General features: G+C 67.7%; 20 protein-coding genes and 2 tRNA genes. 8 read left to right on the top strand and 14 right to left on the bottom strand.

Annotated elements, in window-relative coordinates:
* Positions 1–25: 25 nt before the first annotated feature.
* Both ACE3T2_RS09855 and ACE3T2_RS09850 read right to left on the bottom strand, forming a co-directional pair.
* Positions 26–682: a hypothetical protein gene (locus ACE3T2_RS09855; protein ID WP_374656954.1), complete on the bottom strand. Its 657-nt coding sequence runs from the start codon at positions 680–682 to the stop codon at positions 26–28.
* 44 nt (positions 683–726) lie between these two features.
* Positions 727–1,557, bottom strand: a complete 831-nt coding sequence (locus ACE3T2_RS09850; protein ID WP_374656953.1) for a serine protease — start codon at positions 1,555–1,557, stop codon at positions 727–729.
* A 183-nt stretch (positions 1,558–1,740) separates the two neighbouring features.
* Between ACE3T2_RS09850 and ACE3T2_RS09845 the strand changes: the two genes are divergently transcribed.
* From ACE3T2_RS09845 to ACE3T2_RS09835, 3 genes are all read left to right on the top strand, one after another.
* Entirely contained in the window at positions 1,741–3,825 is a 2,085-nt protein-coding gene (locus tag ACE3T2_RS09845; RefSeq protein ID WP_374656952.1) for a S9 family peptidase, read from the top strand.
* Positions 3,813–4,367 carry an N-acetyltransferase family protein gene (locus ACE3T2_RS09840; protein ID WP_374656951.1) on the top strand — a complete coding sequence of 185 codons (555 nt, stop codon included), beginning with the start codon at positions 3,813–3,815 and terminating at the stop codon, positions 4,365–4,367. The genes ACE3T2_RS09845 and ACE3T2_RS09840 overlap by 13 nt, the downstream gene beginning before the upstream one ends.
* Positions 4,368–4,536: 169 nt before the next feature.
* A complete protein-coding gene (locus ACE3T2_RS09835) occupies positions 4,537–5,685 on the top strand; it encodes an HWE histidine kinase domain-containing protein (protein WP_374656950.1) in 1,149 nt (382 codons plus the stop codon).
* 20 nt (positions 5,686–5,705) lie between these two features.
* On the opposite strand, the gene ACE3T2_RS09830 is transcribed toward ACE3T2_RS09835, so the two are convergent.
* Positions 5,706–5,779: transfer RNA gene (locus tag ACE3T2_RS09830), tRNA-Gln, on the bottom strand.
* A gap of 144 nt (positions 5,780–5,923) precedes the next feature.
* Between ACE3T2_RS09830 and ACE3T2_RS09825 the strand changes: the two genes are divergently transcribed.
* Positions 5,924–6,000 (top strand) — tRNA-Pro (locus ACE3T2_RS09825).
* 403 nt (positions 6,001–6,403) lie between these two features.
* Positions 6,404–7,048, top strand: coding sequence for a hypothetical protein (locus tag ACE3T2_RS09820; RefSeq protein ID WP_374656949.1), 645 nt, complete (start codon positions 6,404–6,406; stop codon positions 7,046–7,048).
* A gap of 833 nt (positions 7,049–7,881) precedes the next feature.
* Here ACE3T2_RS09820 and ACE3T2_RS09815 read toward each other — a convergent pair.
* Positions 7,882–8,844, bottom strand: a complete 963-nt coding sequence (locus ACE3T2_RS09815) for a cupin domain-containing protein (RefSeq protein WP_374656948.1) — start codon at positions 8,842–8,844, stop codon at positions 7,882–7,884.
* Positions 8,845–8,920: 76 nt separating this feature from the next.
* Positions 8,921–10,141 (bottom strand): MFS transporter, encoded by a 1,221-nt coding sequence (locus ACE3T2_RS09810; protein ID WP_374656947.1) that lies wholly within the window; start codon positions 10,139–10,141, stop codon positions 8,921–8,923.
* A 131-nt stretch (positions 10,142–10,272) separates the two neighbouring features.
* Between ACE3T2_RS09810 and ACE3T2_RS09805 the strand changes: the two genes are divergently transcribed.
* Positions 10,273–11,208 (top strand): zinc-binding dehydrogenase, encoded by a 936-nt coding sequence (locus tag ACE3T2_RS09805; RefSeq protein WP_374656946.1) that lies wholly within the window; start codon positions 10,273–10,275, stop codon positions 11,206–11,208.
* Here the strand turns inward: ACE3T2_RS09805 and ACE3T2_RS09800 are convergent.
* Positions 11,205–11,861, bottom strand: a complete 657-nt coding sequence (locus tag ACE3T2_RS09800) for a TetR/AcrR family transcriptional regulator (protein WP_374656945.1) — start codon at positions 11,859–11,861, stop codon at positions 11,205–11,207. The genes ACE3T2_RS09805 and ACE3T2_RS09800 overlap by 4 nt on opposite strands.
* Before the next feature lie 137 nt (positions 11,862–11,998).
* On the opposite strand from ACE3T2_RS09800, the gene ACE3T2_RS09795 reads away from it, so the two are divergent.
* Complete coding sequence (locus ACE3T2_RS09795; protein ID WP_374656944.1) at positions 11,999–12,928, top strand: SDR family NAD(P)-dependent oxidoreductase; 930 nt, start codon at positions 11,999–12,001, stop codon at positions 12,926–12,928.
* A 48-nt stretch (positions 12,929–12,976) separates the two neighbouring features.
* Here the strand turns inward: ACE3T2_RS09795 and ACE3T2_RS09790 are convergent, their stop codons facing one another.
* The 4 genes from ACE3T2_RS09790 to ACE3T2_RS09775 all read right to left on the bottom strand — a co-directional run bounded on the left by ACE3T2_RS09790 (position 12,977) and on the right by ACE3T2_RS09775 (position 20,113).
* Positions 12,977–14,191: a dipeptidase gene (locus tag ACE3T2_RS09790; RefSeq protein ID WP_374656943.1), complete on the bottom strand. Its 1,215-nt coding sequence runs from the start codon at positions 14,189–14,191 to the stop codon at positions 12,977–12,979.
* 124 nt (positions 14,192–14,315) lie between these two features.
* Positions 14,316–15,722: an efflux transporter outer membrane subunit gene (locus ACE3T2_RS09785; RefSeq protein WP_374656942.1), complete on the bottom strand. Its 1,407-nt coding sequence runs from the start codon at positions 15,720–15,722 to the stop codon at positions 14,316–14,318.
* On the bottom strand, positions 15,719–18,943 hold the full coding sequence (locus ACE3T2_RS09780; RefSeq protein WP_374656941.1) for an efflux RND transporter permease subunit: 3,225 nt from the start codon (positions 18,941–18,943) through the stop codon (positions 15,719–15,721). Before ACE3T2_RS09780 ends, ACE3T2_RS09785 begins: the two co-directional genes overlap by 4 nt.
* 24 nt (positions 18,944–18,967) lie before the next feature.
* On the bottom strand, positions 18,968–20,113 hold the full coding sequence (locus ACE3T2_RS09775; RefSeq protein WP_374656940.1) for an efflux RND transporter periplasmic adaptor subunit: 1,146 nt from the start codon (positions 20,111–20,113) through the stop codon (positions 18,968–18,970).
* A gap of 109 nt (positions 20,114–20,222) precedes the next feature.
* Here ACE3T2_RS09775 and ACE3T2_RS09770 point away from each other — a divergent pair, with 109 nt between their 5' ends.
* Positions 20,223–20,795, top strand: coding sequence for a TetR/AcrR family transcriptional regulator (locus ACE3T2_RS09770; RefSeq protein WP_374656939.1), 573 nt, complete (start codon positions 20,223–20,225; stop codon positions 20,793–20,795).
* Here ACE3T2_RS09770 and ACE3T2_RS09765 read toward each other — a convergent pair.
* The 4 genes from ACE3T2_RS09765 to ACE3T2_RS09750 all read right to left on the bottom strand — a co-directional run bounded on the left by ACE3T2_RS09765 (position 20,792) and on the right by ACE3T2_RS09750 (position 25,409).
* Complete coding sequence (locus tag ACE3T2_RS09765) at positions 20,792–21,268, bottom strand: Lrp/AsnC family transcriptional regulator (RefSeq protein WP_374656938.1); 477 nt, start codon at positions 21,266–21,268, stop codon at positions 20,792–20,794. The genes ACE3T2_RS09770 and ACE3T2_RS09765 overlap by 4 nt on opposite strands.
* A 190-nt stretch (positions 21,269–21,458) precedes the next feature.
* Positions 21,459–24,602, bottom strand: coding sequence for a TonB-dependent receptor domain-containing protein (locus tag ACE3T2_RS09760; RefSeq protein ID WP_374656937.1), 3,144 nt, complete (start codon positions 24,600–24,602; stop codon positions 21,459–21,461).
* 225 nt (positions 24,603–24,827) lie between these two features.
* Positions 24,828–25,160: a MarR family winged helix-turn-helix transcriptional regulator gene (locus tag ACE3T2_RS09755; protein ID WP_374656936.1), complete on the bottom strand. Its 333-nt coding sequence runs from the start codon at positions 25,158–25,160 to the stop codon at positions 24,828–24,830.
* 24 nt (positions 25,161–25,184) lie between these two features.
* On the bottom strand, positions 25,185–25,409 hold the full coding sequence (locus ACE3T2_RS09750; protein ID WP_374656935.1) for a hypothetical protein: 225 nt from the start codon (positions 25,407–25,409) through the stop codon (positions 25,185–25,187).
* Positions 25,410–25,547 lie beyond the last annotated feature (138 nt).

Below are 25,547 nucleotides of genomic sequence, written 5' to 3'. Positions count from 1 at the left end.
CAGGCTCGCTGGGGCCTGGCCGCTCTTACGGCTCACCGCGCCTGCTGCGGACGGCCTGAGCCGCGAAACCTAGGCCGGCAAACGCCACCGCGAATGCGGCAACCGAATAGAACAATGCTGAAACGATCAGCGACGCCATGTCGTCGAACGCAATCCTGAACGTCGGCTCGACCGTCGCCATCGCAGGAGAAGCACCTTTGAGCCGCGCCCGGAGCACGTAGATGCTCCGTCGATCCAGATCGACGGAGCCCAGGCTGCGGCCGATGATGTCGCGGCTATACTCACCGAAATGCGGGCCAAACGCCTCCCATTTGGCCGGCCTGCCATTTTCCTGCAGACTCCATTCGAGTTGTCCTGAACCATAGCCTGTAGGGCAATCTGGTCGCCGCCCCGGCTGCCCGCTATCGGGATCGGGCGCACCGACATCCGCCAAGCATTCCATCACTTCATAGGGAAAGCGGCGCTTCAACTCGAGTGATACTCGATAATTCCCTGTCGTTTCCGGTCGGAACGGCGCGCTCTGCGCCCAGGAGCCGTCTTGCCGAAGATTCAGAACTATTGCGACTCCATCATCACGCGAGCCGAAGCCTTTCGTGAACCAGAGGAGCGCGGCGAGACCGAAAGCCGCGCACGCGAAGAGGGCCCAGGTCCTGCTTTTCGTGAAAGCCTCTGCGATGCTCATGCCCCAAACCTAGCCACAACGGCCAAGCTTGACCAAGGCTAAGCCTACTGAGGCGAAACCGCCTCCTCGGCCGAAGCCGCCCTCGCGCCCGCGACCGGCTCAACATGCGCCACAGTCACCGGCGCCAGGGGGTTGTCCATCAGGGCGATGGTCTCGCGGATGTACTTGGCGTGGGTGACGATGCCGATCTCCAGTCGCTCGTTGTTCAGCTCCACCTGCTGGGTCAGCAGGCCGGCGATGAACTGGACGTCCTGACCGTTCTCGGTCGCTCCGACGCGGCGCCGCGCAGCCTGCGACATGAACACTGGCCCGCCCGAATTGCCCGGGAACACCGTGAAGTCGAGCAGGAAGGTCGGGAAGCTCTTGGCCGGCGCGACGGGGAACGAGGCCACCCGGCCCGAGCGCAGGATCGGGAAACCGGCCTGGTTGGCCGCCAGGCCGCGCGGAAAGCCCAGCGCCATCATCTCGTCGCCCGCCCCGACCTGATTGGTCTGGAAGGTGTCGTCCTGTGCCAGCCAGTTCAGCGGGATCGCCGCTTTGGCGAACGGTTCCGGCGCGGTGATCGACATCACCGCCACGTCCCGGGACGGATGCTGGGTCCACAGCTTCTTGCCGTCCGCGTCGCGGATGGTCAGCTTCTGGGGCGAGTAGCTCCAGCTGCCGTCGGCGTTCTCGATGCGGTAGCCGATGCGCGCCTCTGCGCCCGGCATCTTGGAAAAGACGTGTCCGGCCGTGACCAGCACGGTCCGCGGCGAACCATCGGGCGCGATCTCCGAAATCAGGAAGCCGGTGCCGACGGTGCGTGTGCCGTCGCCCAGCGGCTGCTCCAGCTGGACAGTCGCGTGGATCAGCTCAACAGCAAGATCCCAGGCCATGGACGCCCCTACTCAGTAAAACTCGTACGCTCCCGACATGCGAATAGTTGAACCCCGCTTCGGGTTAACGCAACGCAATTGGTTCCCTGCGACAGCTGCGCCCGATCGCCGCGTGTCTTCCGGGCGACAGTGCTGGTGCGATGGCGCCTTGAGGCCGCGCTCGCCACATCGCATTTAGCAGGCATGAGCGCTCCCAAGCCCCCCGCCGCCCGCCGCGACCCCAAGGTCATCGAACAGCTCGGCCGCACCCGCACCGACGACTATGCCTGGATGAAGGACGACAACTGGCGCGAGGTGCTGCGCGACCCCAAGGTCCTGCGCGCCGACATCCGCGAGCACCTGGAGGCCGAGAACGCCTATACCGGCGCCCTGTTGGCCGGGACCGAGGCCTTGCAGGCGCAGATGTTCGCCGAGATGAAAGGGCGCATCAAGGAAGACGACTCCAGCGTCCCGGCCTCCGACGGCCCCTGGGACTACTACGTGCGCTACGAGATCGGCGCCGAGCATCCGCTGCATGGCCGCCGCCCGCGCGGCCAGGCCGACGGCGAGCAGATCCTGCTGGACGAAGAGGCGCTCTCCAAGGGCAAGGCCTTCTTCCAGGTCGGGGCGGCCAGCCATAGCCCCGACCACCGGCTCTACGCCTGGGCGGCCGACGAGCAGGGTTCGGAATACTACGCCATCCGGGTCAAGGACCTGGAGAGCGGCCAGACCCTCGACCACGTCATAGACAGCGCCTACGGATCGTTCGTCTTCTCGCCCGACAGCCAATGGATCTTCTGGATCTGGCGCGACGAGAACGCCCGCCCGTCCAAGGTCTTCCGCCGCCCGGCCAGCGGCGGCGAAGACGTGCTGGTCTACGAGGAGGCCGACGAGGGCATGTTCCTCGGCGTGGGCCTGGCCTCCGACCGCAGCCATGTGATCATCCATGTCGGCAACCAGGAAACCACCGAGATCTGGCTGATCCCGGGCGCCGACCCGACCGCGGCCGCCGTGGTCGCCGAACCGCGGCGCGAGGGCGTGAAGTACGAGCTCGACCACTGGTCCGACCGCTGGGTGATCCGCACCAACGACGACGGGGCGGTCGACTTTAAGCTTATGCAGTCCCGCTCGGCGGTCCCGGCCCGCGCCACCTGGACCTCGCTGGTCCCGCACGAGCCCGGCCGTTTCATCACCGGCTTTGCCGCCTATGCCGGCCACCTGGCCCGGCTGGAGCGGGTCGACGCCAACGACCGCATCGTGGTGATGGCCCGCGACGGCGCCACTCACGAGATCGCCTTCGACGAGGAAGCCTACGCCCTCTCGCTCGAGGGCGGACTGGAATACGAAACCACCCTCGCCCGCTTCGTCTACCAGTCGCCGACCACGCCGCGGCAGTGGTTCGACTACGACCTGACCACGCGCGAGCGGACCTTGCGCAAGACCCAGGAAATCCCGTCCGGACACGACCCGGCCCGCTATGTGGCGCGCCGGCTCTATGCGACCGCCCAGGATGGCGAGCAGGTGCCGATTACGGTGCTGATGCTGAAGGACACCCCTCTCGACGGCTCCGCGCCGCTGCTGCTCTACGGCTACGGCTCCTATGGCCACGCCATGGAGCCGACTTTCTCGATCCGAAATCTCAGCCTGGTCGACCGCGGCTGGATCTGGGCGGTCGCCCACATCCGCGGGGGCTCGGACAAGGGCTGGGGCTGGTTCCTGGACGGACGCAAAGAAAAGAAGACCAACACCTTCACCGACTTCATCGCCTGCGCCGAGCACCTTTCGGCCAACGGCTATGGCAAGGCCGGAAAGATGGTCGCCTATGGCGGCTCGGCTGGCGGCATGCTGATGGGCGCAGTGGTCAACATGCGCCCCGACCTCTGGAGCGGCGTCATCGCCGCCGTGCCGTTCGTCGACGTGCTGAACACCATGAGCGACACCTCCCTACCTCTCACCCCGCCCGAATGGCCTGAATGGGGAAACCCGCTGGAGGACGAAGCCGCCTACGACCGCATCGCCGGCTACAGTCCCTACGACCAGGTGGACGCCAGGCCCTACCCCCCCATCCTGGCCACGGGGGGCCTGTCCGATCCGCGCGTCACCTACTGGGAGCCCGAAAAGTGGGTGGCCAAGCTGCGCGAAAAGACCACGGGCGAGGCCCCCATCCTGCTCAAGATCAACATGGAAGCGGGGCATGGCGGCGCCTCGGGCCGTTTCGACTTCCTCAAGGAGATCGCCCTCGACTACGCCTTCGCCGTCTGGGCGCAGGAGCGGGGTTGGGAAAAGTGATCGTCAGGCCATCCACCGCGCAGGACGCGCCGGCGCTCGCCGCCATCTACGGCCACCACGTGCTGCACGGGTTCGGCACCTTCGAGGAGGTTCCTCCGACCGCCCAGGAGATGGCCGCCCGCCGCCAGGCCGTCGTCGAGCGCGGCCTGCCCTATCTGGTCGCCGAGGACGCCGGCCAAGTGCTGGGCTTCGCCTACGCCGGCCCGTTCCGTCCCCGCGCGGCCTATCGCTACACCGTCGAGGACAGCGTCTATGTCGCGCCGGCGGCGGTCGGGGGCGGGGTCGGCAAGGCCATGCTCGCCGCGGTGTTGCGCGAGTGCGAGGTCTTCGGAATCCGGCAGGTCATCGCGGTCATCGGAGATTCGCAGAACGCCGGCTCGATCGGCCTGCACGCCTCGCTGGGCTTCGAGCACGCCGGCGTGGGCAAGGCGCTGGGCTGGAAGCACGGCCGCTGGGTCGACATCGTCTGGATGCGCAAGGCCCTCAACGGCGGTGACGCAAACGCCCCTGAGGCGACCGGCATGATCCTGGGCGGCGCCTGAGAAAACCTGCCGATCGACCCGCACAGATAGGGGCCCGAAAGCCCAAGGTTGCAAACTTCGCAGCGCGCCGACTGCAACCGATTTTCTCGGGAACTCAAACGGTTGACCGCGCTTTGCAGGTACAGCCGGCGGCGCGCCCCGGCGGCTTGTCCGGAAACGTGAGATGCCGATGCCGGGTTCATCGCCAGGAGCCGCTCCCTTCGCCGATCCGCCGTCCGAACGGCCGGACGAACTGGCCGCGCTCTACCGCTTCACCGACCGCCTGTTCCGGGCTCAGTCCCCCCAGGACATCTACGACGCGGCGCTGAGCGCCATTGCCGACGCGCTCAAGTGCGAGCGCGCCTCCATCCTGCGGTTCGACGAGGCGGGGCGGATGCGATTCGTGGCTTGGCGGGGCCTGTCCGATGACTATCGCCGCGCCGTCGACGGTCATACGCCCTGGACGCTCGGCCAGGGCGACGCCGAGCCAATCCTCGTTTCTGACATCCTCGACACCGACGAACCCGAGCCCCTCAAGCAGGTGATTACGGCCGAGGGCGTGCGGGGTCTGGCCTTCATTCCGCTCAGCATCGGCGGCGGAGTGATCGGCAAGTTCATGCTCTATTTCGCCACGCCGCATCGCTTCACCGAGCACGAGGCCGAGCTCGCCCTCACCATCGCCCGTCAGCTTGGTTTCAGCCTTGAGCGGCTCGAGGAGGCCGAGCGCCGCCGCCGCGCCCAAGCCCGTCGAGACCTGCTGCTGCGCGAGATGGACCACCGGATCAAGAACCTGTTCATGCTCGCCGGCAGCCTCGTGGGCATCAGCGCCCGCGGCGCACGCGACCCCCAGGAGTTGGCCCGTATCGTCCGCGAGCGGCTGACCGCCCTCGCCCGCGCCCACGCCCTGACGCTGTCGAGCAGCGGCGGCATGAGCGCCACCACCCTGCACAGCCTGATCGCGACGATTCTCGCCCCCTATGACGGCCCGCCCGAGCGCGTCTCGATTCGCGGACCGGACGTAGAGGTGCGCGGCGAAGCGGTCACAGCCTTGGCGCTGCTGCTCTACGAGTTCGCGACCAACTCGGCGAAATATGGCGCGCTTTCCAGCGAGTCCGGGCGAATCGACATCGACGGCGAGGAGGCAGACGAGACCTTCACCCTCCTCTGGACCGAAAGCGGCGGTCCACCTGTAGCGGCGAAGATCATCGAAGGCTTCGGCTCACGGCTGATGAACGCCACAGCCGCCGACCAACTCAGCGGCCGCATCTCTCGCGAATGGCGGCCGCACGGCCTGACGATCCGCTTAACCGCCGCGCGCAAGCGGCTGAATGGAGACTGATGCTCTAACGGGGGAGGAAGTGGCTGGGGAACTAGGACTCGAACCTAGAATGACGGTACCAAAAACCGCAGTGTTACCATTACACCATTCCCCAGCAGGAACGGCTCGGAGGAGCATATCCCCCGCGGCGAGGGCGTGGAGATAGCTCAGCGCACCGGCGGATGCAACACCCCAAAAAAGGTGTTTCAAGGCCGCTTGCGGGGTCGTCGGGTTGCCTCTATAAGGCGCCCTCCCAAGTCGGAGTGTGGCTCAGTCTGGTAGAGCACCGCGTTCGGGACGCGGGGGTCGCAGGTTCAAATCCTGCCACTCCGACCATTCATTCCCCCGCTAACGCGGGGTGAATTTCCCGCCAGAGAATACCTGCGAGACGTCCGCCGCTTAGGCGGATGATCCGCCCTGCGTCCGGCTCTCCAAGAGCGGGTCTGATTGCCCAAGTTTCGCCTTTTCGCCCGCCGCTCCGTGGCCCTGCTCCAGAAGTGCGCCCTTAGCGCGACGGCGCCATATGTTCTTCATTTGTTCTATACATCGAAGACTGATCGTGGGATGGTAGCGGTGGATCAACGCTAGGAGTTTGAAACTTTAGAGCCTGGGCGGTGATGCAGCTTGGGCGCGCATTGTGGCGGCGATTCAACTTTCATGGATAGACATGATGGCAAGAATGCCTCGCGGAGAACCGCGAAGCGTGCCGGACCCTGCCGGCGAATCGTATGACGGGAAAATGGCCGAGATCAGAGCTAAGCGGAAAGCTGAGGATCAAGGCCTGCGCTCACCTTTCGACATGGCGCAGGACGCCCTGGAGGATTTCCAGAACGGGCCCAAAATCCAGCGACCAAATCTTGCGGAGTCATTCATTCCCGTTGTCGGCCCCGCGTGGGACGCGGCCGCCGACCTTCAGGATGGAAACTATGGAGGCGCCGCCTTCAACGCCGCCCTGGCTGTTGGAGACGTGTTGCCGGTCGGGGCCGTGGTCAAGGGCGCCAGGGCAGCCACGAAAGGCATAGGCATCCTCAAGAAGGGGTCCGTCACCGCCGGCGCAGCCGCCAAGCAGATTCGCAAGGCCGGGCTGGCGGGCAAGGGAGAAGAAATCCACCACACCATCCCACTTAACGGGAAAAGCCGGTCGGCACAGGACCCGAGAAACCACTACGCCCTTCTCAAGGCGCTGCCTCAGGAAACCCATCGCCGCCTCACCGGCAGTTGGAACGGCAAGCGGCGTTTCGATCCTATTCGACGCGTCTGGTACGGGACGACAGACTGGCAGAAGTCCGTTCCGACGGCCATCGGATCCTATGCGGCCGACGCTTGGGAGAACGTCACCAAGCCGTTGGCGTCGCCTCCGCCTCCTGCGAAAAAGCCGCGCTAGCGGACGATCATTCGATGCACGCGTTCTTTCGGGAGACAGCGACATGAAATCAATTGACGTCAACTTCCAGTTCCCCGTCCTCGCATTCACTCCTGATCGCGAGAATTGGGGCTTTCCGGACATGGATAGGCTGACGAGGTGCGGGCCACGCACCCTCAAAGAGAACATGCAGGACGGTATGGAGTTGATTGAAGCCGATGGACGGCGGTGGCGTGTGCTGAGCATCCACAGGACTGGCAGGGCGGGCTCGATCTTGTCGCTGGTGCCCGGTTTTGGCCCGCCACAATCGCGCATCGAGCAGGAACTCGAGGAACTACCCAGGACTTCGCTGACGGAGGTACAGCAGAGGGCGCGAGCGTCCGTGGAAACATTCCGAGCCGACTATACTGGCTTTGACGGAGACGGGGCCGAATACAGGTCACTACTGGAGAGGATTAGCCAGACACGTTCAATCGCAGAACTCTATAAGTTGCTCCAACCCGATACGTTTGAGCCCTACTGAACTCCATTGGAGAAACGTCGCCATAGGGCTACATCGGCGACCATTCACCCCCCGCTAACGCGGGGTGAATTTCCCGCCAGACAATACCGGCCAGACGTCTGCTGCTCGGGGGGATGATCCGCCCTGCGCCGGGTGCTCCGAGCGCCAACTTAGGGCGCAAATCGCCCGCCTCGTCCCTGCTCTCTAGCCCCAAGTCAGAAATGCGCCTTCGCCTGCTTCTGGAAATGAAGGGACGATGACGGAACAAGCAAACTCAGCGACAGCAGTCCGGACCGCGATGGGCGTGGGCGGCCCTGCGTAGCGCAGACTGCGCAGGCTTTATCCGGCGCCTTCAGCGCCGCCCGCGGCGCAGGGCGCCGGGCGGAACGCCGAGATGACGTTTGAACGCGCGGCTGAAGGCCGGGCCGGATTCGTAGCCCATCCGTCCTGCCGCCTCGGAGATGCTGAGCCCCTGCTCCGTCAGCATCATGCTGGCCAGGTACATCCGCCAGCGGGCGACGTACCTGGCCGGCGAGAGACCCAGAGCCCGGGAGAAGCGCTCGGCGAACAGCGAGCGCGACAGCCCCGCCACCCGCGCCAGGGCGTCGATGGACCAGGGCTGAGACGGGTCCTGGTGGATCGCCGCCAGAGCCCGGCCGATCTTTGGATCGCGGATCGCCGCCATCCACCCCTCGGCGTCCTGGCCGCCTTCGTGCACCCAGGCGCGGATCAGACGGGTGATGACCACGTCCGCCAGGCGCGAGAGCACAGTGGCCGCGCCGATCTTGGGGTTCAGCACCTCGTCGGCCATGGCGGCCAGCACCGCGGCCAGGGTCGCGTCCCTGTGCGCCCCCTCCACCGCAATCACCGGCGGCATCAGTTCGAGCAGCGGGTTGAGGCAGGGCTCGCGAAACCGGACGCTGCAGCAGGCGAGCACCGTGGCGCCGGCCGGCGCGCCATCCAGCCTATAGACGCGGTCGCCGACCGACTGCAGCGGCATGTCGGTGATGCAGGTGACCGGGCCGCCCAGCTGGTCGCTAAGGCAATGGGTCGCCGCGCGAGGCAGCAGCACCGCGTCGCCGGCCTCCAGCCGCAGCGGCTCGTGACCGTCGATCCGCAGCCAGCAGCCGCCTTCGATGACGACATGAAGCCTCGCCGTACCGTCTCGCGGGAAGTTGACGCCCCACGGCGCGGCGAGCCGGCACGAACCGTAGGATACGCCGACAATCCGCAGGTCACGCAGGATGCGGCTCAGCGGATCTTCGTCGAGCGCCGCCTGCAGGTCAGGGGCGGGACTGGCCAGGGCGTTCATCATGGCAGTGCAGAAATAGGCTCGCCCTGCGGAAGAACCATGCCTCCCTGGCCGGAAATCTTAGCCGATCGTCCGGTGTTCACGCCGCACAGACGGCCGCCGCCCGGCGCCGGCGATGCAGGACGCCGGCCACCAGCACGACGCCAGCCAGGCAGGCGACGCCGCAGTAGGCCGGCGCGCTCAACACGCCGAAGCGGTCGACGACCAGGCCGCCGATCACCGCCCCGCTAGCGATCGCCACTTGAAACGCGGCGGTCAGCAGGCCTCCGCCAAGCTCGGCGCGGTCGGCCGCGTCGGCGACCATCCAGGCCTGAAATCCGACCGGCAACATCGCGAACGCCATGCCCCAGAGCGTCAAGGCCGCTCCCGCCAACCAGGGCGACGCGCCCAGGCCGATCATCGCCAGCATCGCCGCAGCGACCAGCCCCGCGCCGGTGATGACAGCGAGCTTCGGGTCACGCTCGGCAAGGAATGCGCCGGCGAAGTTGCCGATGAAGCCGGCGCCGCCGAACGCCAGCAGGGCCAGCGAGATCGCCGCGGCGCCCAGATGCGTCACCTGCTCCAGGACGGGGCGGATGTAGGTGAAGCCTGCGAAGTGCCCGGAGATGACCAGGATCACCCCGGCCAGCACCAGCTGAACCCGTCCGCGCGCCGCCACTTCCAGCAGGTCGCCCATGGCGGCCGCGCCCGTGGAGCGCATCTTCGGGAGCGTGAACCAGACGGCCAGGAACGCGATCACCCCCACCACGCCGGCGATGACGAAGGCCGCGCGCCATCCCAGCGCCTCGCTGACATAGGCCCCGACCGGCGCCGCCGAGACGGTGGCGACCGAAACGCCGGTGAAGACGATCGACATCGCCCGTGGGAAGAGGGTCATCGGGACCAGCCGCATGGCCGTCGCCGCAGCCATAGACCAGAAGCCGCCGAGGCTCGCCCCCAGCATCACCCGCGCGACCAGCAGGACCGGCAGGCTGGTCGCCACCGCGGTCAGCAGGTTCGACAGGCCTAGCAGCAGGAGCAGGCCCAGCATCACATGGCGGCGATCCCAGCGACTGGAGACCACCGGCGCCAGCAGGGCCGCGAAGGCGCCGACCACCGCCGTCGCCGTCACCGCCTGACCGGCCGCGCCCAGGCTGACCTTGAGGTCGGCGGCCATCGGCGTCAGCACGCTGGCCGGCAGGAACTCGGCGGTGACCAGGGCGAAGACGCTGAGCGACAGCGCCAGGACGCCGCCCCACGCCGCCGGTTCGGAGGCGGGCGGGGTGGTGGTGGAAAGCTCTGCGGCTTCGGCGTCGTACATGGAAGGTCTCCAGGGTGTCGCGCCGAGGTAGGCGTCGGCCCTTGGCGGCTCAATGTCGGAATCGCCGGAACTCTTGCCCGTCCGTCCGGCCCGGATATATGTTCAATGAACACTTATCGAGGGAGCGCCCCATGGCCGCCATCCGCGCCGTGATCGTAGACGCCGACCGTCCGGAGCGGCTGGTCATCGGCGAGGCCCCCGCCCCGCCTGGGGCGCCGCTGATCCGGGTCCACGCCTTTTCCCTCAACCGCGGCGAGGTGCGGACGGGGCTCTCTGAGGCGGCGACGGGAACGCGGCTGGGCTGGGATATCGCCGGCGTGATCGAGCGGCCTGCCGCCGACGGATCGGGTCCTCCGGCCGGAGCCCGCGTGGTCGCCGCCACGATGGGCGGCTGGGCGGAACTGGCCGCCGCGCCCGTCGAGCGCCTGGCCGCAATCCCAGACGACATAAGCTTTGCGCAGGCCGCCTGCCTGCCGGTGGCGGGCCTGACCGCGCGGGCGGCGCTGAGCCGTATCCCCAGGCTCGAGGGCGCCAGGGTGCTGGTCGGCGGGGCCAGCGGCGGGGTCGGAACCTTCGCCGTTCAACTGGCCAAGGCCGGCGGCGCCTTTGTCGTCGCGGCGCTGCGCAATGCGGACAACGAAGCCTTCGTGCGCAGCCTGGGCGCCGACGAGGTCGCGGTCGGGCCCGACCTCGAAGGCGCCGAGCGCCACGGCCCCTACGACCTGGTGCTGGAATCGGCCGGCGGCCCATCGCTGGCCCGCGCCATGACGCTGCTGGCGCCCGGCGGGACCTGCGTGCTGCTCGGCGCGTCAGGCGAGGCCGGCTCGGCCATCGACACCAGCCGGTTCCGCATCGGGGGCACGTCGCTCTACGGCCTGGTCATGGGCTACGAGTTCCAGCGCGAGCCGCCTGCGGTCGGACTGGCGGACCTGTTGGCCAAGGTCGTAGCGGGCCGGCTGGCGCCCGTCATCGGCGTCGAAGCGCCCTGGACCAGGATCGCCGAGGTCGCCGCCGACCTGATGGCGCGCCGCTTCCACGGCAAGGCCGTGCTGCACATCGATGGTTAACGCGGAGCCGAAAGCCCTGCGATTACAATGCGTTCCAGCGAATCGATCAACTGCCCTCTCTCGACCCACGGGAAGTGCGGGCGGCTGATCAGCAGCGAGACTGCGCCGTGGCCGACGAACCAGAGGATCTGGGCCGCCGTCATCGGGTCAAGGCCGCCGAGAGGCTCAGCCGGCGTCAGGGCGGCCAGGTGATCGCGGAACCGCAGGAAGCTGCGGGCGCCGGCCTCCTGGGCGTCGAAGGGGCGGGAGAAGTCCTTCTCGATAGGCGCCAGGGCGTCCGGACTGACCGTGAAAGTGAGCTGGTATTCGGCAGGTTTCGCCAGGCCGAAATCCACATAGCTGCCGATCAGCGCCGACAGCGCCTCGCGCGGCGTCGAGGCCCCCGCGACCGCCGCATCGAACGCCGCGGTCATCGCCTCGTGCGTCGCGTCGCAGATCGCCCGGAGTATCTCCTCCTTGGTGTTGAAATAGAGATAGAGCCCGGTCTGCGAGATCCCGACCCGCTCGGCCAGCGCCCGCGTCGTGACCCGGCCATAGCCCTCGGCGGCGAACAGCTCAGTGGCGGCGGCCAGGATCTCGCCGCGGCGCTCCTGGCCCGAGCCCTTGGGCTTGCGGACGCCCTGTCGCCGGGTCTTGGCCGGAGTGTCGGTCATGTCGGGTCCTGTCGGCGGCGCGAGCCGCGCGCCCTTCCCTTTCTCTCCACGTCCGGCCGCCTGCGCAAGATGTCCGCATTGCCGAGATGTCGCTCGCAGGATATATGTTCATTGAACATATATCGGGAGAGAACGCCATGACGGACACGACAGGACGTCCCGGACGGCGGCGGGTCCTGACCGCCGGACTACTGGGCGCAGGGCTCGGCGCAGCCGCGGGAGCCGCCGGAGGCGTCGCCCTCGCCGCAGCGCCCGATGCGGCCCGCACACGAGTCGAGGGGCGGCGACGGTTCGCCGGCAAGGCGGTGCTGATCACCGGCGCGACATCCGGCATCGGAGCTGCGGCCGCGGCGATGTTCGCCGCCGAGGGCGGCAAGGTCGCCTTCTGCGGACGGCGGCAGGACCGCGGCCAGGCCGTCGAGCGCGCGATCCGCGCGGCCGGCGGCGAGGCGCACTACATCCCGGCCGACGTGCGCGAAGAGACCGATGTGCGCCGCTTCGTCGACGAGGCGGCCGCGCGGCTGGGCGGGCTGGACGTCTGCTTCAACAATGCGGGCGTCACCCTCGAAAAGCCGCTGCACGAGTACAGCCTGACCGAATGGGACGACGTCGTGCACACCAACCTGCGCGGGACGTTCCTCAGCCTGAAGTACGAGATCCCGCACCTGATCAAGCGCGGCGGCGGCGTGGTGCTGGTCACCGCCTCGTCGAACGCCATCGCCACCTCGGCCAAGCGCAGCGCCTATACGGCCTCCAAGCGCGGCCTCGTCGGGCTGGTGCAGTCGGCGGCGCAGGACTATGCCGAGCAAAACATCCGCATCAACACGCTGATCCCCGGCACCACCAACACCGAGCTGGTGCGGCGCTCGGCCGGGATGATCGACGCTCCAGACGCGGCTTGGAACGCCATGGCCAAGGTCTGGGCCAAGTCCAACGTGGCGGTCGCCCGGCGCATGGCCGAGCCCGAGGAGATCGCCGCCTTCGCGCTCAGTCTGGCCTCGGACGAGTTCCCCTATCTCAACGGCGCCCAACTGGTGATCGACGGGGGCAAGACGGCCCACGCCTGAGGGAGACCTCCCCTCCGTGGGGCGGCCCCGGCCGCCCCACGTCTTTTTCTAGGGCTTGGCCGCGACCTCGGCCGCCTTCAGCACGCGCAGGAAGTTGCCGCCCCAGATCTGGTCGATCTGCGCCTGGGTGTAGCCGCGCGCCACCAGTTCCCTGGTCACGTTCGGCGCCTCGCTCTCGTCGGCGAAGCCGGGCACGCCCGAGCCGTGGTTGAAGTCGGAGCCGATACCGACGTGGTCGGTCCCGATCCGCTTGGCGATGTAGTCGAGATGGTCGACATAGTCCTTGACCGTGGCCTGGGGCGAGAGCGCCCGATAGGCGACGAAGAACGCCTCCTTCTTTTCCGCCGGCAGGTCGTCGGCCCCAGCATAGCCCGCCTTATCGGGGTCGAGGCCGTACTGCCCGCGCAGCGCCTTCAGCCGCTGGGCGTAGTCGGCCGGCTGGGCCTTCAGATAGCTGTTGAACGGCACGACCTGCACCACCCCGCCGTTCGTCTTGATGGCGTCCAGCTCGGCGTCCGAGAGGTTACGGGTCACGTCGACCAGGGCGCGGGCGTCGGAATGGGTCGCCACCACCGGCGCGCGGGTCAGGGCCAGGGTCTGCGCCACGCCCTTGGGCGTCAGCTGCGAGACGTCGATCAGCACGCCGAGATCGTTCAGCCGCCCGACCGAGGCCTTGCCGAGGTCGGAGAGGCCGCCGTGCTCTTCGCCGGCCCCCTGCTGCGGGCGCGAGGAGTCGGCGAAGGCGTTGTTGCCGGCATGGGTCAGGCCCGCGACACGCACGCCGGCCTTCTGCAGGCGGTCGAACTCGGCCACATCCGGCTTCAGCGAATAGGCGTTCTGGAAGCCGATCAGGATGGCGATCTTCCCCTGCCCCACGATCTTGCGCACGTCATCGGCCGAATAGGCGATGGCCACGTCCCTAGGGTTGTCGGCGGCGATCTTGCGGATCGCGGCCAGCTTCTCGTCGGCCTCGGCGCGGGCCGCCTGGTAGCCCTCGTCCGAGCGCGGCCCGGTCGAGACCGCCACGGCATAGACCAGCGCATCGACCCCGCCGGCCTTCAGCTTGGAGACCTCCGAGAACGACTTGCCGTCGGGCGCGAAGTAGCGGGCGTTGGTGGTGGGCAGCAGGACGTCGACGTGGCTGTCGAGCGTCAGGGCGTGACGATGAGCATTGGCCGCGTCAAGCGCCGAGGCGGGTGCGGCGATCGTCAGGACGCCGAGGGTCGCGAGCAGAAGTTTCGCCGTATGGGCCGGGCCGGTCATGGCAGTCTCCGATGGACCGGCGGCCGCCCCAACGCAGCCGCCGCTTCATTCCCATCTTTTTGATAGGAATTAATGTCTCAACGGAGATTTTCTGCCGCAGCTACCAGAAGGCCGCAGCCGGCGGTCAGGAGGACTTGCCCTCCCAGCCGCCGCCCAGCGCCTTGAAGAGGGCGATCTGATTGCTGGTGACCTGGGCGTCGGACTGGGCGAGCTGGGCCTCGAGCTGCGCGAGATTGCGTTCGGCGACCAGCACGTTCAGCAGGCTGTCGGCGCCCGCCTCGTGCCGCAGGCGCGAGAGTCTGGCGGCCTTCTCACCCTCGTCACGGGCCCGCTTGAGGGCGGCGCGACGATCGAGTTCCCGGGCATAGGCGTTGAGCGCCGTCTCGGTTTCCTGCAGCGCCGTCAAATTGGCCTTCTCGAAGCTGGCCAGCGCGCCCTCGGCGCTCGCCCCGGCCTGCTTGATGCGGGCGCGGGCGGCGACGATGTTCGGGAAGTTCCAGCTGATCAACGGCCCGACATTGAAGCGGTAGTCGTCGCCGAGATCGCCGGTCCGCGCCGCGCTGGTCGAGAGCGAGCCGCCGATGGTCACCGACGGATAGAGCGAGGCGGTGGCCACCCCGATCCGCGCCGTAGCGGCGGCCAGCTCGCGCTCGGCCTGGCGCACGTCCGGACGCCGGGCCAGCAGGCCCGCGCCGTCGCCGACCGGCAGGGCCTGGGCCACCTGCGGCACGGTCTTGCAGCTCAGCACCGCCTGCGGCGCCTCCGCCGGGGTTTTGCCGGTCAGCAGGGCCAGACGGAACAGGCCCGCCGCGCGCTGCGCCTCCAGCGACGGCAGCGCCGCCTTGGAGGTTTCGAGCTGGGTGGCGGCGCTGGCGGTGTCGGCCGCCGTGCCGCGGCCGGCGTCGAGCTGGCGGACCGTCAGGTCGTAGGTGTTCTGCTGCAAGTCGATCGTGCGCTGAGCCACGGCGATCTGAGCGTTGGCGGCGCAGATGTCGGCATAGGCGCGCGCAGTCTCGGCCGCGACCGAGATCCGCACGACGTCGAGCGCGGCCTGGGCGGCGGCCACGTCGGCGCGGTTCGCCTCCAGGCTGCGGCGGACGCGGCCGAACAGGTCGACCTCGTAGGACATGTCGAAGCCGGCCCGATACTGGTCGGCCTCGCCGAAGCGGCCGCTGGTCAGGTCCTGGTCGCGCACGCGCTGGCCCGAGGCCGAGACCGTGGTCGAGGGCAGCAGCCCGCCGCGCGTCTCGCTCAGCACCGCGCGCACGCGGCTGAGGTTGGCGGCGGCGACGGCGATGTCCTTGTTGGCGACCAGCGCCTCCTGGACCAGACCGTCCAGGGCCGGGTCGTTGAACAGCCGCCACCAGTCGCCCGGAGGGGCGTCCGGGGTGGCGAGCCCCGCTTGCGCCGAGATGAAGGCCCCCTGCCCGCTCGCGACCGGGGTCGGGAGCTTGTAGCTCGGGCCGGCCGCGCAGGCGCTGAGCGCCGTGGCGGCCAGCAGCAGGGCGGCGGTGGACTTAAGGCGGATCACTTCGCGCCTCCTTCGTACTCGATCGGACTGTGCGGGGTCCCGCCGCCGGTGGTCGGATAGGTCTTCTCGTCCTTGCCCTTCGCCCGTGGCAGGCGCGCCGAGAGCTTGCGGCAGATCACGTAGAAGACCGGCGTGAAGATCAGACCGAAGAACGTCACCCCGAGCATCCCGAAGAACACCGCCGTGCCCAGCGCCTGGCGCATTTCCGCGCCGGGACCGGTGGCGATGGCCAAGGGGAGCACGCCCAGGATGAAGGCGAACGAGGTCATCAGGATCGGCCGCAGGCGCGTGCGGGCCGCCTGGACCGCCGCCTCGAACCGGTCGACGCCCTGGTCTTCCTCCGCCTGCTTGGCGAACTCGACGATCAGGATCGCGTTCTTCGCCGCCAGGGCGACCAGCACGATCAGGCCGATCTGGGTCAGGATGTTGTTGTCCTGGCCCCGCAGATTCACACCGAGGATGGCCGCGAGGATACACATCGGCACGATCAGGATGACCGCCAGCGGCAGGGTGAACGCCTCGTACTGGGCCGCCAGCACCAGGAAGACGAACACGACGGCCAGGACGAAGATGATCGTCCCCGAATTGCCGGCGGCCTTCTCCTGGTAGGCCAGTTCCGTCCACTCGTAGCTGAAGCCGGACGGCAGGACCTTGGCGGCATGCGCCTCCATCGCCTTCAGCGCTTCGCCGGAGGAGACGCCGGGAGGCGCCCCGCCCTGCACTTCCGCCGCAGGGAAGAGGTTGTAACGCACCACGCGGATCGGGCCGGTGTCGTCCTTCACCGTGGCCAGCGAGCCGAGCGGGACCATGCCGCCGGACGCCGAGCGCACCTTGATGCCGGCGATGTCGGACGGATCGTCGCGCGCATCGGCCTCGGCCTGGGCGGTCACCCGGAAGGTGCGGCCCAGCAGGTTGAAGTCGTTGACATAGGTCGAACCGAGATAGGCTCCCAGCGTGTCGTAAACGTCGCTGGGCTGCACGCCCATGATCAGGGCCTTGTCGCGGTCGATCTCGGCGCTCACCCGTGGCGAGCCCGTATTGAACTGCGAGAACACCCCGACGGTCGTCTCCGGCGTCTGGGCCGCAGCGCCGACCAGGCCGTTGGCGGCCTGTTCCAGCGCCTTGTAGCCGGCGCCCGAGCGGTCCTGGACCATCATCTTGAAACCGCCGGCGTTGCCCATGCCCTCGACGGGCGGCGGCGCCAGGAAGAAGATGTTGGCCTCCTCGATGCCCGACAGGCGGCCCATGACCTGGCCCGCCATGGCGTCGGCGGTCAGTTCCTTGCCGCGCTTGGACCAGTCGTCGAGCTTCACGAAGAACACGCCGCCGTTCGACATGGCCGAGAAGCTGGCCCCGTCGAGGCCGGCGAAGGCCGCGACGCTCTCGACGCCGGGCGTGTCGAGCACGATGGCGCTGGCCTTGCGGACCACAGCGTCGGTGCGTTCGAGCGAGGCGCCCGGCGGAAGCTGGACGACGCCGATCAGGAAGCCCTGATCCTGCTGCGGGATGAAGCCGCTGGGCGTGGCGGTCATGCGCCAGCCCGTCAGCGCGATCAGGCCGGCGTAGATCACCAGCACGATCATGGTGGCGCGCACCAGGCGGCTGGTCAGGGCGCCGTACTTGTCGCTGATCCAGTCGAAGCCGCTGTTGAACTTGTGGCCGGCCCACTTGAGAGGACGCAGCCAGCGCGGCCCGCTGTCGAGGGAATGCTCCTGGTGCGGCTTCAGCAGGATCGAGGCCAGAGCCGGCGACAGGGTCAGGGAGACGATCAGCGAGATCACCGAGGCGGCCGAGATGGTCACCGCGAACTGGCGGAAGAACATGCCCGGGATGCCCGGCATGAACGCCGTCGGCACGAACACGGCCAGCAGCACCAGGCCGATGGCGATCAGCGCGCCGGACACCTCGTCCATGGTTCGATAGGCGGCCTCTCTTGGCGTCATGCCCAGCCGCAGGTTTCGCTCCACCGCCTCGACCACGACGATGGCGTCGTCGACGACGATGCCGACCGCCAGCACGAGCGCGAACAGAGACAGCGAGTTGAGCGAATAGCCGAGCCCGAGCAGCACCGCGAAGGAGCCGACGAGGGCGATCGGGATCGCGAGAATGGGAATGATCGCCGCGCGCCAGGTCTGGAGGAAGACCATGACCACGATGACCACCAGGATGACGGCTTCGAGCAGGGTGCTCTTCACAGATTCCACCGAGGCCTGGACGAATTCGGTGGGGTTATAGGGAATGGTGTACTGCACGCCCTGGGGCATGGACGGCTTCAGTTCCTCGACCGTCTTCAGCACCTCGGCGGCGGTGGCCAGGGCGTTGGAGCCCGGCTGCTGGATGATGGCCAGGCCGATGCCGCGCTCGCCGCTGAAATAGCCGCGCATGCCGTAGTCCTGCGACCCCAGCTCCACGCGCGCCACGTCGCGCACGCGGGTCACGCGGCCGTCGGAGTCGGTGCGGATGACGATGTCGCCGAAGGCTTCCGGATCGGACAGGCGGCCCTGGACCTGGACGGGCAGCTGGAAGGCCGTGCCGTTGTCGGCCGGCGCCTGGCCCAGCGCGCCGCCGGCGGCCTGGACGTTCTGGGCGCGCAGGGCGGCGACGATCTCGGCGGCCGTCAGGTTGCGGGCCGCGGCCTTGCCGGGGTCGATCCAGACCCGCATCGAATAGAAGCCGCCGCCGAACACCTGCACGCCGCCCACGCCCTTGATCCGCAGCAGGCGGTCGCGGAGCGTCGAGTTGGCGTAGTTGCCGACGTGGTCGAGGTCGACATTGGGGTCCTTGGAGCTCAGGCCCACCAGCAGCAGGAAGCCCGAGAGCTGCTTGTTCACGGTCACCCCGACCTGGCGCACCTGCTCTGGCAGGCGCGGCTCGGCCAGCGACACGCGGTTCTGGACCAGCACCTGGGCGGCGTCGAGGTCGGTGCCCGGCTGAAAGGTCACCGAGATCTGCGCGACGCCGTCGGCGGTCGACGAGGAGGTCATGTAGAGCATGCCCTCGACGCCGTTGATCTCCTGCTCGATCGGGGCGGCGACCGTCTCGGCCAGGGTTTCGGCCGAGGCGCCCGGATAGGAAGCGGTGACCGCGATGGTCGGCGGCGCGATGTCCGGATACTGCGACAGCGGCAGCAGCGGATAGGCGAACAGCCCGATCAGGGCGATGAACACCGAGACCACGCCGGCGAAGATCGGGCGGTCGATGAAAAAGTGCGAAAGGCGCATGGGTCCCGTCCCTGGCTCGGCCCCTTAGCGGGCGCCGGCGGGCGTGGCGCTGGAGGCCACGGGAATGGTCACGGTGGAGGTCGCCTTGGCGGCCGCCTTGGGTTCGATCTTCACGGGCTTGGCCTGGACCTTCATCCCCGGCGCCATCAGACGGACGCCGCCGTTGACGATCACCTTGTCGTCCGGACGCACGCCCGAGCGGATGACCCGCAGGCCCTGGGTCACCGGGCCGAGTTCGACAGGTTTCAGGGTCACGGAGCCGTCGGCGTTGACGACATTGACCGCCTTGCGCGCGCCGTCGGCGAAGATGGCGTCTTCGGGCACCAGCAGGGCGTCGTAGGCCTGGCCGCCTTCGACCTTGGCCTTGCCGAACATGCCCGGCTTCAGGAAGCCGTTGGGATTGGCGACCACCGCGCGCATGCGCACGGCGCCCGACGAGGCGTCGATGCTGTTGTCGGTGAAGTCGATCTGGCCGGTCCAGCGATAGTCGGCCTCGTCCTGCAGCCGGATCTGCACGCGCCCGCCCTTGCCGCTCTCGCGCTGGTTCTTCAGCAACTGGGCCTCGGAGGCGTCGAAGACGAAGTGGATCGGGCTGGTCGAGACGATGGTGGTCAGCACTTCGGCGCCGGCGCCGCCCCCGCTGATGACGTTGCCAGGGTCGACGCGGCGGTCCGACACGACGCCGGAGGTCGGCGCGGTCACGCGGGTGAATTCGAGGTCGAGGGCGCGGGCGCGGACGCTCGCCTGGGCGATGTCGTTGGCGGCGCGCTTGCCGTCGTATTCCTCGCGGCTGATCGCCTGGATCTTCAGCAGGCTCTCGGCGCGCGCCAGGTCGGCGGCGGCCTGCTTGGCCTGGGCGCGGGCGGCGGCGAGCTGGGCCTCGGCCGGGCGCGGGTCCAGGGTGAAGAGCAGCTGGCCCTTCCTCACGTACTGGCCCTCGCGGAAGTGGGCCGCCTGCAGGAAGCCGCTGGCGCGCGCGCGCACTTCCACCCGTTCCGGCGCTTCGAAGCGGCCGGTGAAGTCGTCCCAGTCGACGACCTTCTGCTGCAGGGGCGTCGACACCGACACCTGAGGCGCGGGCATCTGCTGAGGCGCCTGAGGTTTGCCGCATCCGGCCAGAACCAATGCAGCAGCGGCCGTTGCGATGAACGGCGCAAGAAACTTTCGCATGAGATATCCCAGGGGCGGGGGAGCGCCCAAGTCAACAGTTGATGACTTTAAACTCGACCTCTCCTACATATGTCAACACTCGATGACAACAAGGGAGCGAAACCGAATAATGTCAGGCACCCCGGCGCCGGCGCGGACACGCAACGCTGCGGCGACAAGGCAAGCGATCCTCGACGCGGCGATTAGTCGTTTCTCCAGAGAGGGTTACGATGGCGCGAGCCTGCGCGAAATCGCGTCCGACGCCCGCGTCGACGCCGCCCTGGTGTCCCGGTGTTTCGGCTCCAAGGAGGAGCTGTTCGTCGAGGTCCTGAACTGCGGGCCGGACGCTTCCGAGCTGTTCCAGGGCGAACTGGCGACGTTCGGCGAACGTGTCGCAGACCGCCTGATGGACGACCCCGACACCCAGGACGGCCTCGACCAACTGCTGATCATGCTCCGCTCGGCCTCCTCCCCCGCCGCGGCCGGGCCGCTGCGCCGCTCGATGCGAAGCTGGTTCCTGGCGCCCTTCGCCGCCTATCTCGGCGGGCCGGAGGCCGAGGTGCGCGCCCGCCTGGCCGGCGACCTGATCATGGGGGTGGCGATCTCACGGGCGATCACGCCCGACCACGACCTCGACGAGGCGGGGCGCGCAAGCCTGCGCAAGCGGCTGGCCGGCGTGATCCAGACGGCGGTCGAGCCCTAGATCGCGTTCCAGAGCGGCAGGGTCGCGCCGAACTTCACCCGCCGGCGCACCAGCATGGTCTCAAATCGGGCGACGCAGGGATCGGCCGCGATCTCGATGTCGGCGAAGGTGTTGAAGCTCTCGATGTTGTCGAACATCGTGATGCACATCAGGTCGTAGCCGCCGGCGATCTCCATCACGACCTGCACATAGGGCGAGCGTGACAGGCGGCTCCGCACCTCGGCGACCCGCGCAGGGCCCTGCTGGGCCAGCTGGATGAGCAGCACCACGGAGATATGTCCGCCGGTCAGCTTCGGATTCAGGACTGAAACATCGGCGGTGATAACGCCGGTCGTCCGGTACTGCCGTATGCGGCGCTGTATGGCCGAGGGCGAAAGCGGCACCCGATCGGCGAGCTCCTGCGCGCTCGTCTGGTTACTGATCTGGAGTGCAGACAGAATCTGCATGTCCAGACGATCAAGCTGCGACTCCATACTTCGCCCCCTAGCGAAACAACGTGGGGCAGGTTTTCCCGGCTCTCCACGCATGTCACCGACTTCGCGACCAATCGCGACGTCGACGCGTCAGAGCCTGAACGGATGCAGCGAACGTGCAAGTTACATCATTGAAATGTGAAGGGGCGGCGGATCGCTCCGCCGCCCTCCAGATCAGATCGACCGGCGGTTAGAACCGCAGCTTGATCTGGCCGAACGCGCGCCGGCCGATGACGTCGTAGGTCGACGGATCGGTGCCGGACTGGGTGTTCGGCGCGTACAGACGCGGATCCTGGTCGGTCACGTTGTTGACGCCGATCTTCAGCTCGACGTTGTCGGTGATGCCCCAGGTCGCATCCAGGTCGACATAGTAGGTCGCCGGGACGTTGGACGGCACGCCGGCCGTGCCGAGGAAGGTTTCGCCCGGATATTGGCGGAACTGGCGGTTGTCCATGTCGCCGACGTAGCGGACCCGGGCGCCCAGGCTGACCGCTTCGGTCTGATAGCCCATGAACCCGATGCGGCCGAGGTTGAACCGGGTGTTCAGGGTGGCCTTCCATTCCGGGAAGCTCGTGCCGAGGCCCGCGCCGAAGTACGAAATGGTGCCGGTGTAGTCGACCGGCGGCAGGCCCTGGCGGTCCGACTGCTCGTAGTTCAGGACGTGGGTGACCAGGATGTTGGCCTGGAACGCGCCCATCCATTCCGGAGCGCCCAGCCAATCCCAGTCGAAGCCGTACTCGAGCTGGAAGTCGATGCCGGAGGTCTTGATGATCCCGCCGTTCTCGAAGAGCCAGGCGTTGTTGGTGCCCGGCGCCGCGTTCGGGTTGTTGATACGGGCGTTGGTCAGGTTGCCGCCCGTCCGCTGCATCCCGGCGCAGTAGAGGTAGGTGTTCGAGTAGGTCGGATTGGTGCCGAAGTAGTTGAAGCAGGCCGCGATCGCCGTGTTCGTGTCGAACGTGATGATCGGGTCCTTGATTTCCAGGTTGTAGTAGTCGACCGAGCCGCGCAGGCGCTGCAGCCACTGGTTATCCCAGGGGGACGACAGCACCACGCCGAGGGTGATGGTGTTCGCCTTTTCCGGGTTCAGGTTGATGTTGCCGTTCAGGAAGATGTTGGCCTGCGAACCGGGCGAGGTGGTCGCGCCGGTGGCCGGCACGCCCTGGGCCGCGCAGAGGCCGCGCAGGGTGCCGGCGCCGGCGCCCGAAGCCTTCCAGGCCGCGGTGAACGCCGAGCAGGGGTCGAAGATCTGCGGCGCCGAGGCGGTGCCGACGAACAGTTCCTGGAAGTTCGGCTCACGCACCGCGCGCTGGAACGACGCCCGCACGCGGGCCCAGTCCATCACTTCCCAGTTCAGTTCGGCCTTGTAGGTCGCCGAACCGCGGGTTTCGGTGTGCTGGCCGGTCAGCTCGTTGCCGAAGCGGGCCCACGAATAGCGGGCGCCCAGGCCGATCTCGAACGAGTTGAAGAACGGCTGGTCCTTGACGATCGGGATCAGCGTTTCGGCGAAGATATCGTTGAACGAGCTGGTGCCGGCTTCGGGATCGCCGACGGTGAAGCCGGAGAACGGCCCCGGCGTCGACAGGAAGCGCAGGCTGTAGTCGAACTCGCGATGCTCGGCGCCGACGACGATCGGCACCGGGCCGGCCGGAACCTCGAACAGGTTGCCGCTGACGAAGGCCTGGGCGATGGTCTGGGTATAGAGCTCGCGGCGGGTGACCGGCGATTCCAGCGCGGTGCGGCAGGACGCCAGCAGCGGCCGGTCGCCGAAGAAGTTCTGGTTGGCGCAGGCGGTGTTGTTGTTCGGGCTCTGGGTCGGGTGAGCCAGGATGTCCGACAGCAGCTGGGTGTTGATGTTGCCATACTGGGTCCGCAGGATCTCGGTGCGACCCTGCGAGATGTAGGCCTCGCCCTTGAAGTTCTCGCCGATCGGGAACTTCACGCCAGCCATGTACTGGACGACGGTGTTCTTGAATTCCGAGATCCGGGCGCCGAAGCCCAGCGGACGGAAGGCGAACAGGAAGGGTTCAGTCGCGCCCGAGCCGACCAGGGCCGGGTCATCACCGGTCCGCGCGGCCAGCAGCGTCCGCAGGTCGTTGGGGATGAAGGGGTTGGTGACGGGCACGATGAGGTTGGTGCCGACGTTGGCGCCGGGCGTCACGAGCGCCGAGGAGACCTGCAGATTGGTCGCCGTGCCGGGGGCGGCGGTGACCACGGTCGGGATCGGCGTCGGGGCCAGCGCCTGGTTGGCGGTGTATTCGGTCCAGCCGGCCTGCGTGAACACTTCCACGCCGTTGTCGAACTCGTAGCGCAGGTTCGACATGAACGAGTACCGATCCAGCGGAAGGGTCAGCAGGTTCGGGGCGTCGAAATTGTAGCTATAGAAGTCGGGGTAGAAGCGGGTGTTGACGTTGACGTCGACCGGATACTTGAAGTTCTGGACCTGAAGCGTCGGGTTGTTGCCCACGCCGCCGTAGAACAGCGAGCCGTCGAGGTTGAAGCCCAGCGAGCCCGAGCCGTTGCCGACCGGCGCGGTGATGCCGTAGCTCTGGAACAGAGCCTGGACCGCGGCGAGCGGAATGGCGTTGGTGGCGTTGTAGCGGATCGCGCCGGCCGGCGGGGTGCCGGTGGTGGAGGTCGCCAGGGCCGAGAACGGACGCTGCCCCTTCGTCACCGGCTCGCGGTACGAGCGGTCGAAGCCGAAGATGGCGTTACCCTTGCCGTCGGAGAAGTTGCCGCCGACGACCAGCGAGAACTGATATTCCTTGGCGTCGTGATATTCGGTCGCGTCCGTGTAGCTGGCGCGGAAGTCGACGCCTTCGAAATTGCGCTTGAGCTTCAGGTTCACCACGCCGGCCACGGCGTCCGCGCCGTAGGTCGCGCCGGCGCCGCCGGTGATGACTTCGATGTTCTCGATCATCGCCTGCGGGACGGTGTTGAGGTCGACCGTCAGGGTATTGTTCGACACCATCGGGCGACGGCCGTCGACCAGCACCAGGTTACGGTTCGAGCCGAGACCGCGCAGGTCGACGGTCGACTGGCCGTTGTTGCCGGGGTTGTTGGACGTCGACGACGCCGCCGGGCTCACCTGCGGCAGCGTGTTCAGATACATGTCCAGGGTGACGTCGGCGTTCGCGGTCGCCTGCTCGCCGGTGACCGTCGCGATCGGGCTGGCCGCCACATAGTCCTGGCGGACGATGCGCGAGCCGGTGACGACCACTTCCTGGACTTCGCCCTGCTCCTGGGCCTGGGCCGCGCCTGCGGCGAACACGACGAACGCCGCGCCGCAGATCATGGAAGACGCCAACAGGCGCTCCCGCGTGGATTTGATGTTCAAGGTCTGGCTCCTCCGACGGCGCCGCCTGTGCCTGGCGCCGCACCCCACAAGAATCCGGCCCCAACATGGCGCCGTTACCTGGGTGTTACGCGACCGAAGAAATTTCGGTCAACACAACGAAGGTATAGGTTCGCAAATACCCCAACAAATGTCTCGGATATGACACAACTTTCAATTTAGCTACTTGCAACTATTTTGATTACACAAGTGCAATTACATAGAGAACTACCTGACGATAGAGATCGCTTCGCGAATAATCCCGTCCAGTTTTTCGCGCACCGCCCGCCCCGCCGGTGTCAGGTGCAGCACGCGGCTGCGCCCGTCTTGGGGATTGAGGAACGCCTCGATCAGGCCGCAGGCCGGCGGCCGCGCCCACTCGGACCCCTCCGGGCCGAAGGAGCGGATGCTGCGCGAGGCGGTCGGCTCGGTCATGCGCGACACATAGGCCAGTTCCTGCACACTGAGGCCTTCGTTCTCACAGGTGTAGAGGAAGGTGATGATCTCGTTGACGGTGATGGTGGGATTGAGATCCCGGAACAGCGCCAGGGCCTCCAGCAACGAATCTCTCGGACGCATGCGGCGTCAGGACTCGAGATAGGCGTTCAGGCGGCCGGTGCCCGCTCCGGGGGGCATGGCGCGGACCACGGGCGTCGAGCGGCGCTGGCGGCGCTCGCGCATCGCCAGGGTGGCGTCGGGATAGGCCTGCTGGACCTGCCGCAGGATGTGTTCGAGGCGCTTCTGATGGTCAGCCGCTTCAACGTAGTCGCCGACGTTCAGCTCGATCGAAATCTGCCCCCACAGCTTCATGGCTCGCTCCAAATTTGATTGCTCGGACGAACGCAAGCGTAGACGCCGGCGCATGCACCGTTTGCGCGTTCGCACGCTTCATCGCGCCGCTTGACCGCGTTGTTCATCGCAATTCGCCGTTTCGCCGCGCCGCGTCGG

Source organism: Phenylobacterium sp. (assembly GCF_041919955.1).
Lineage (GTDB): Bacteria > Pseudomonadota > Alphaproteobacteria > Caulobacterales > Caulobacteraceae > Phenylobacterium.
Note: the sequence above shows the minus strand (reverse complement) of the source record. Positions and strands in the feature narration are given on the sequence as shown.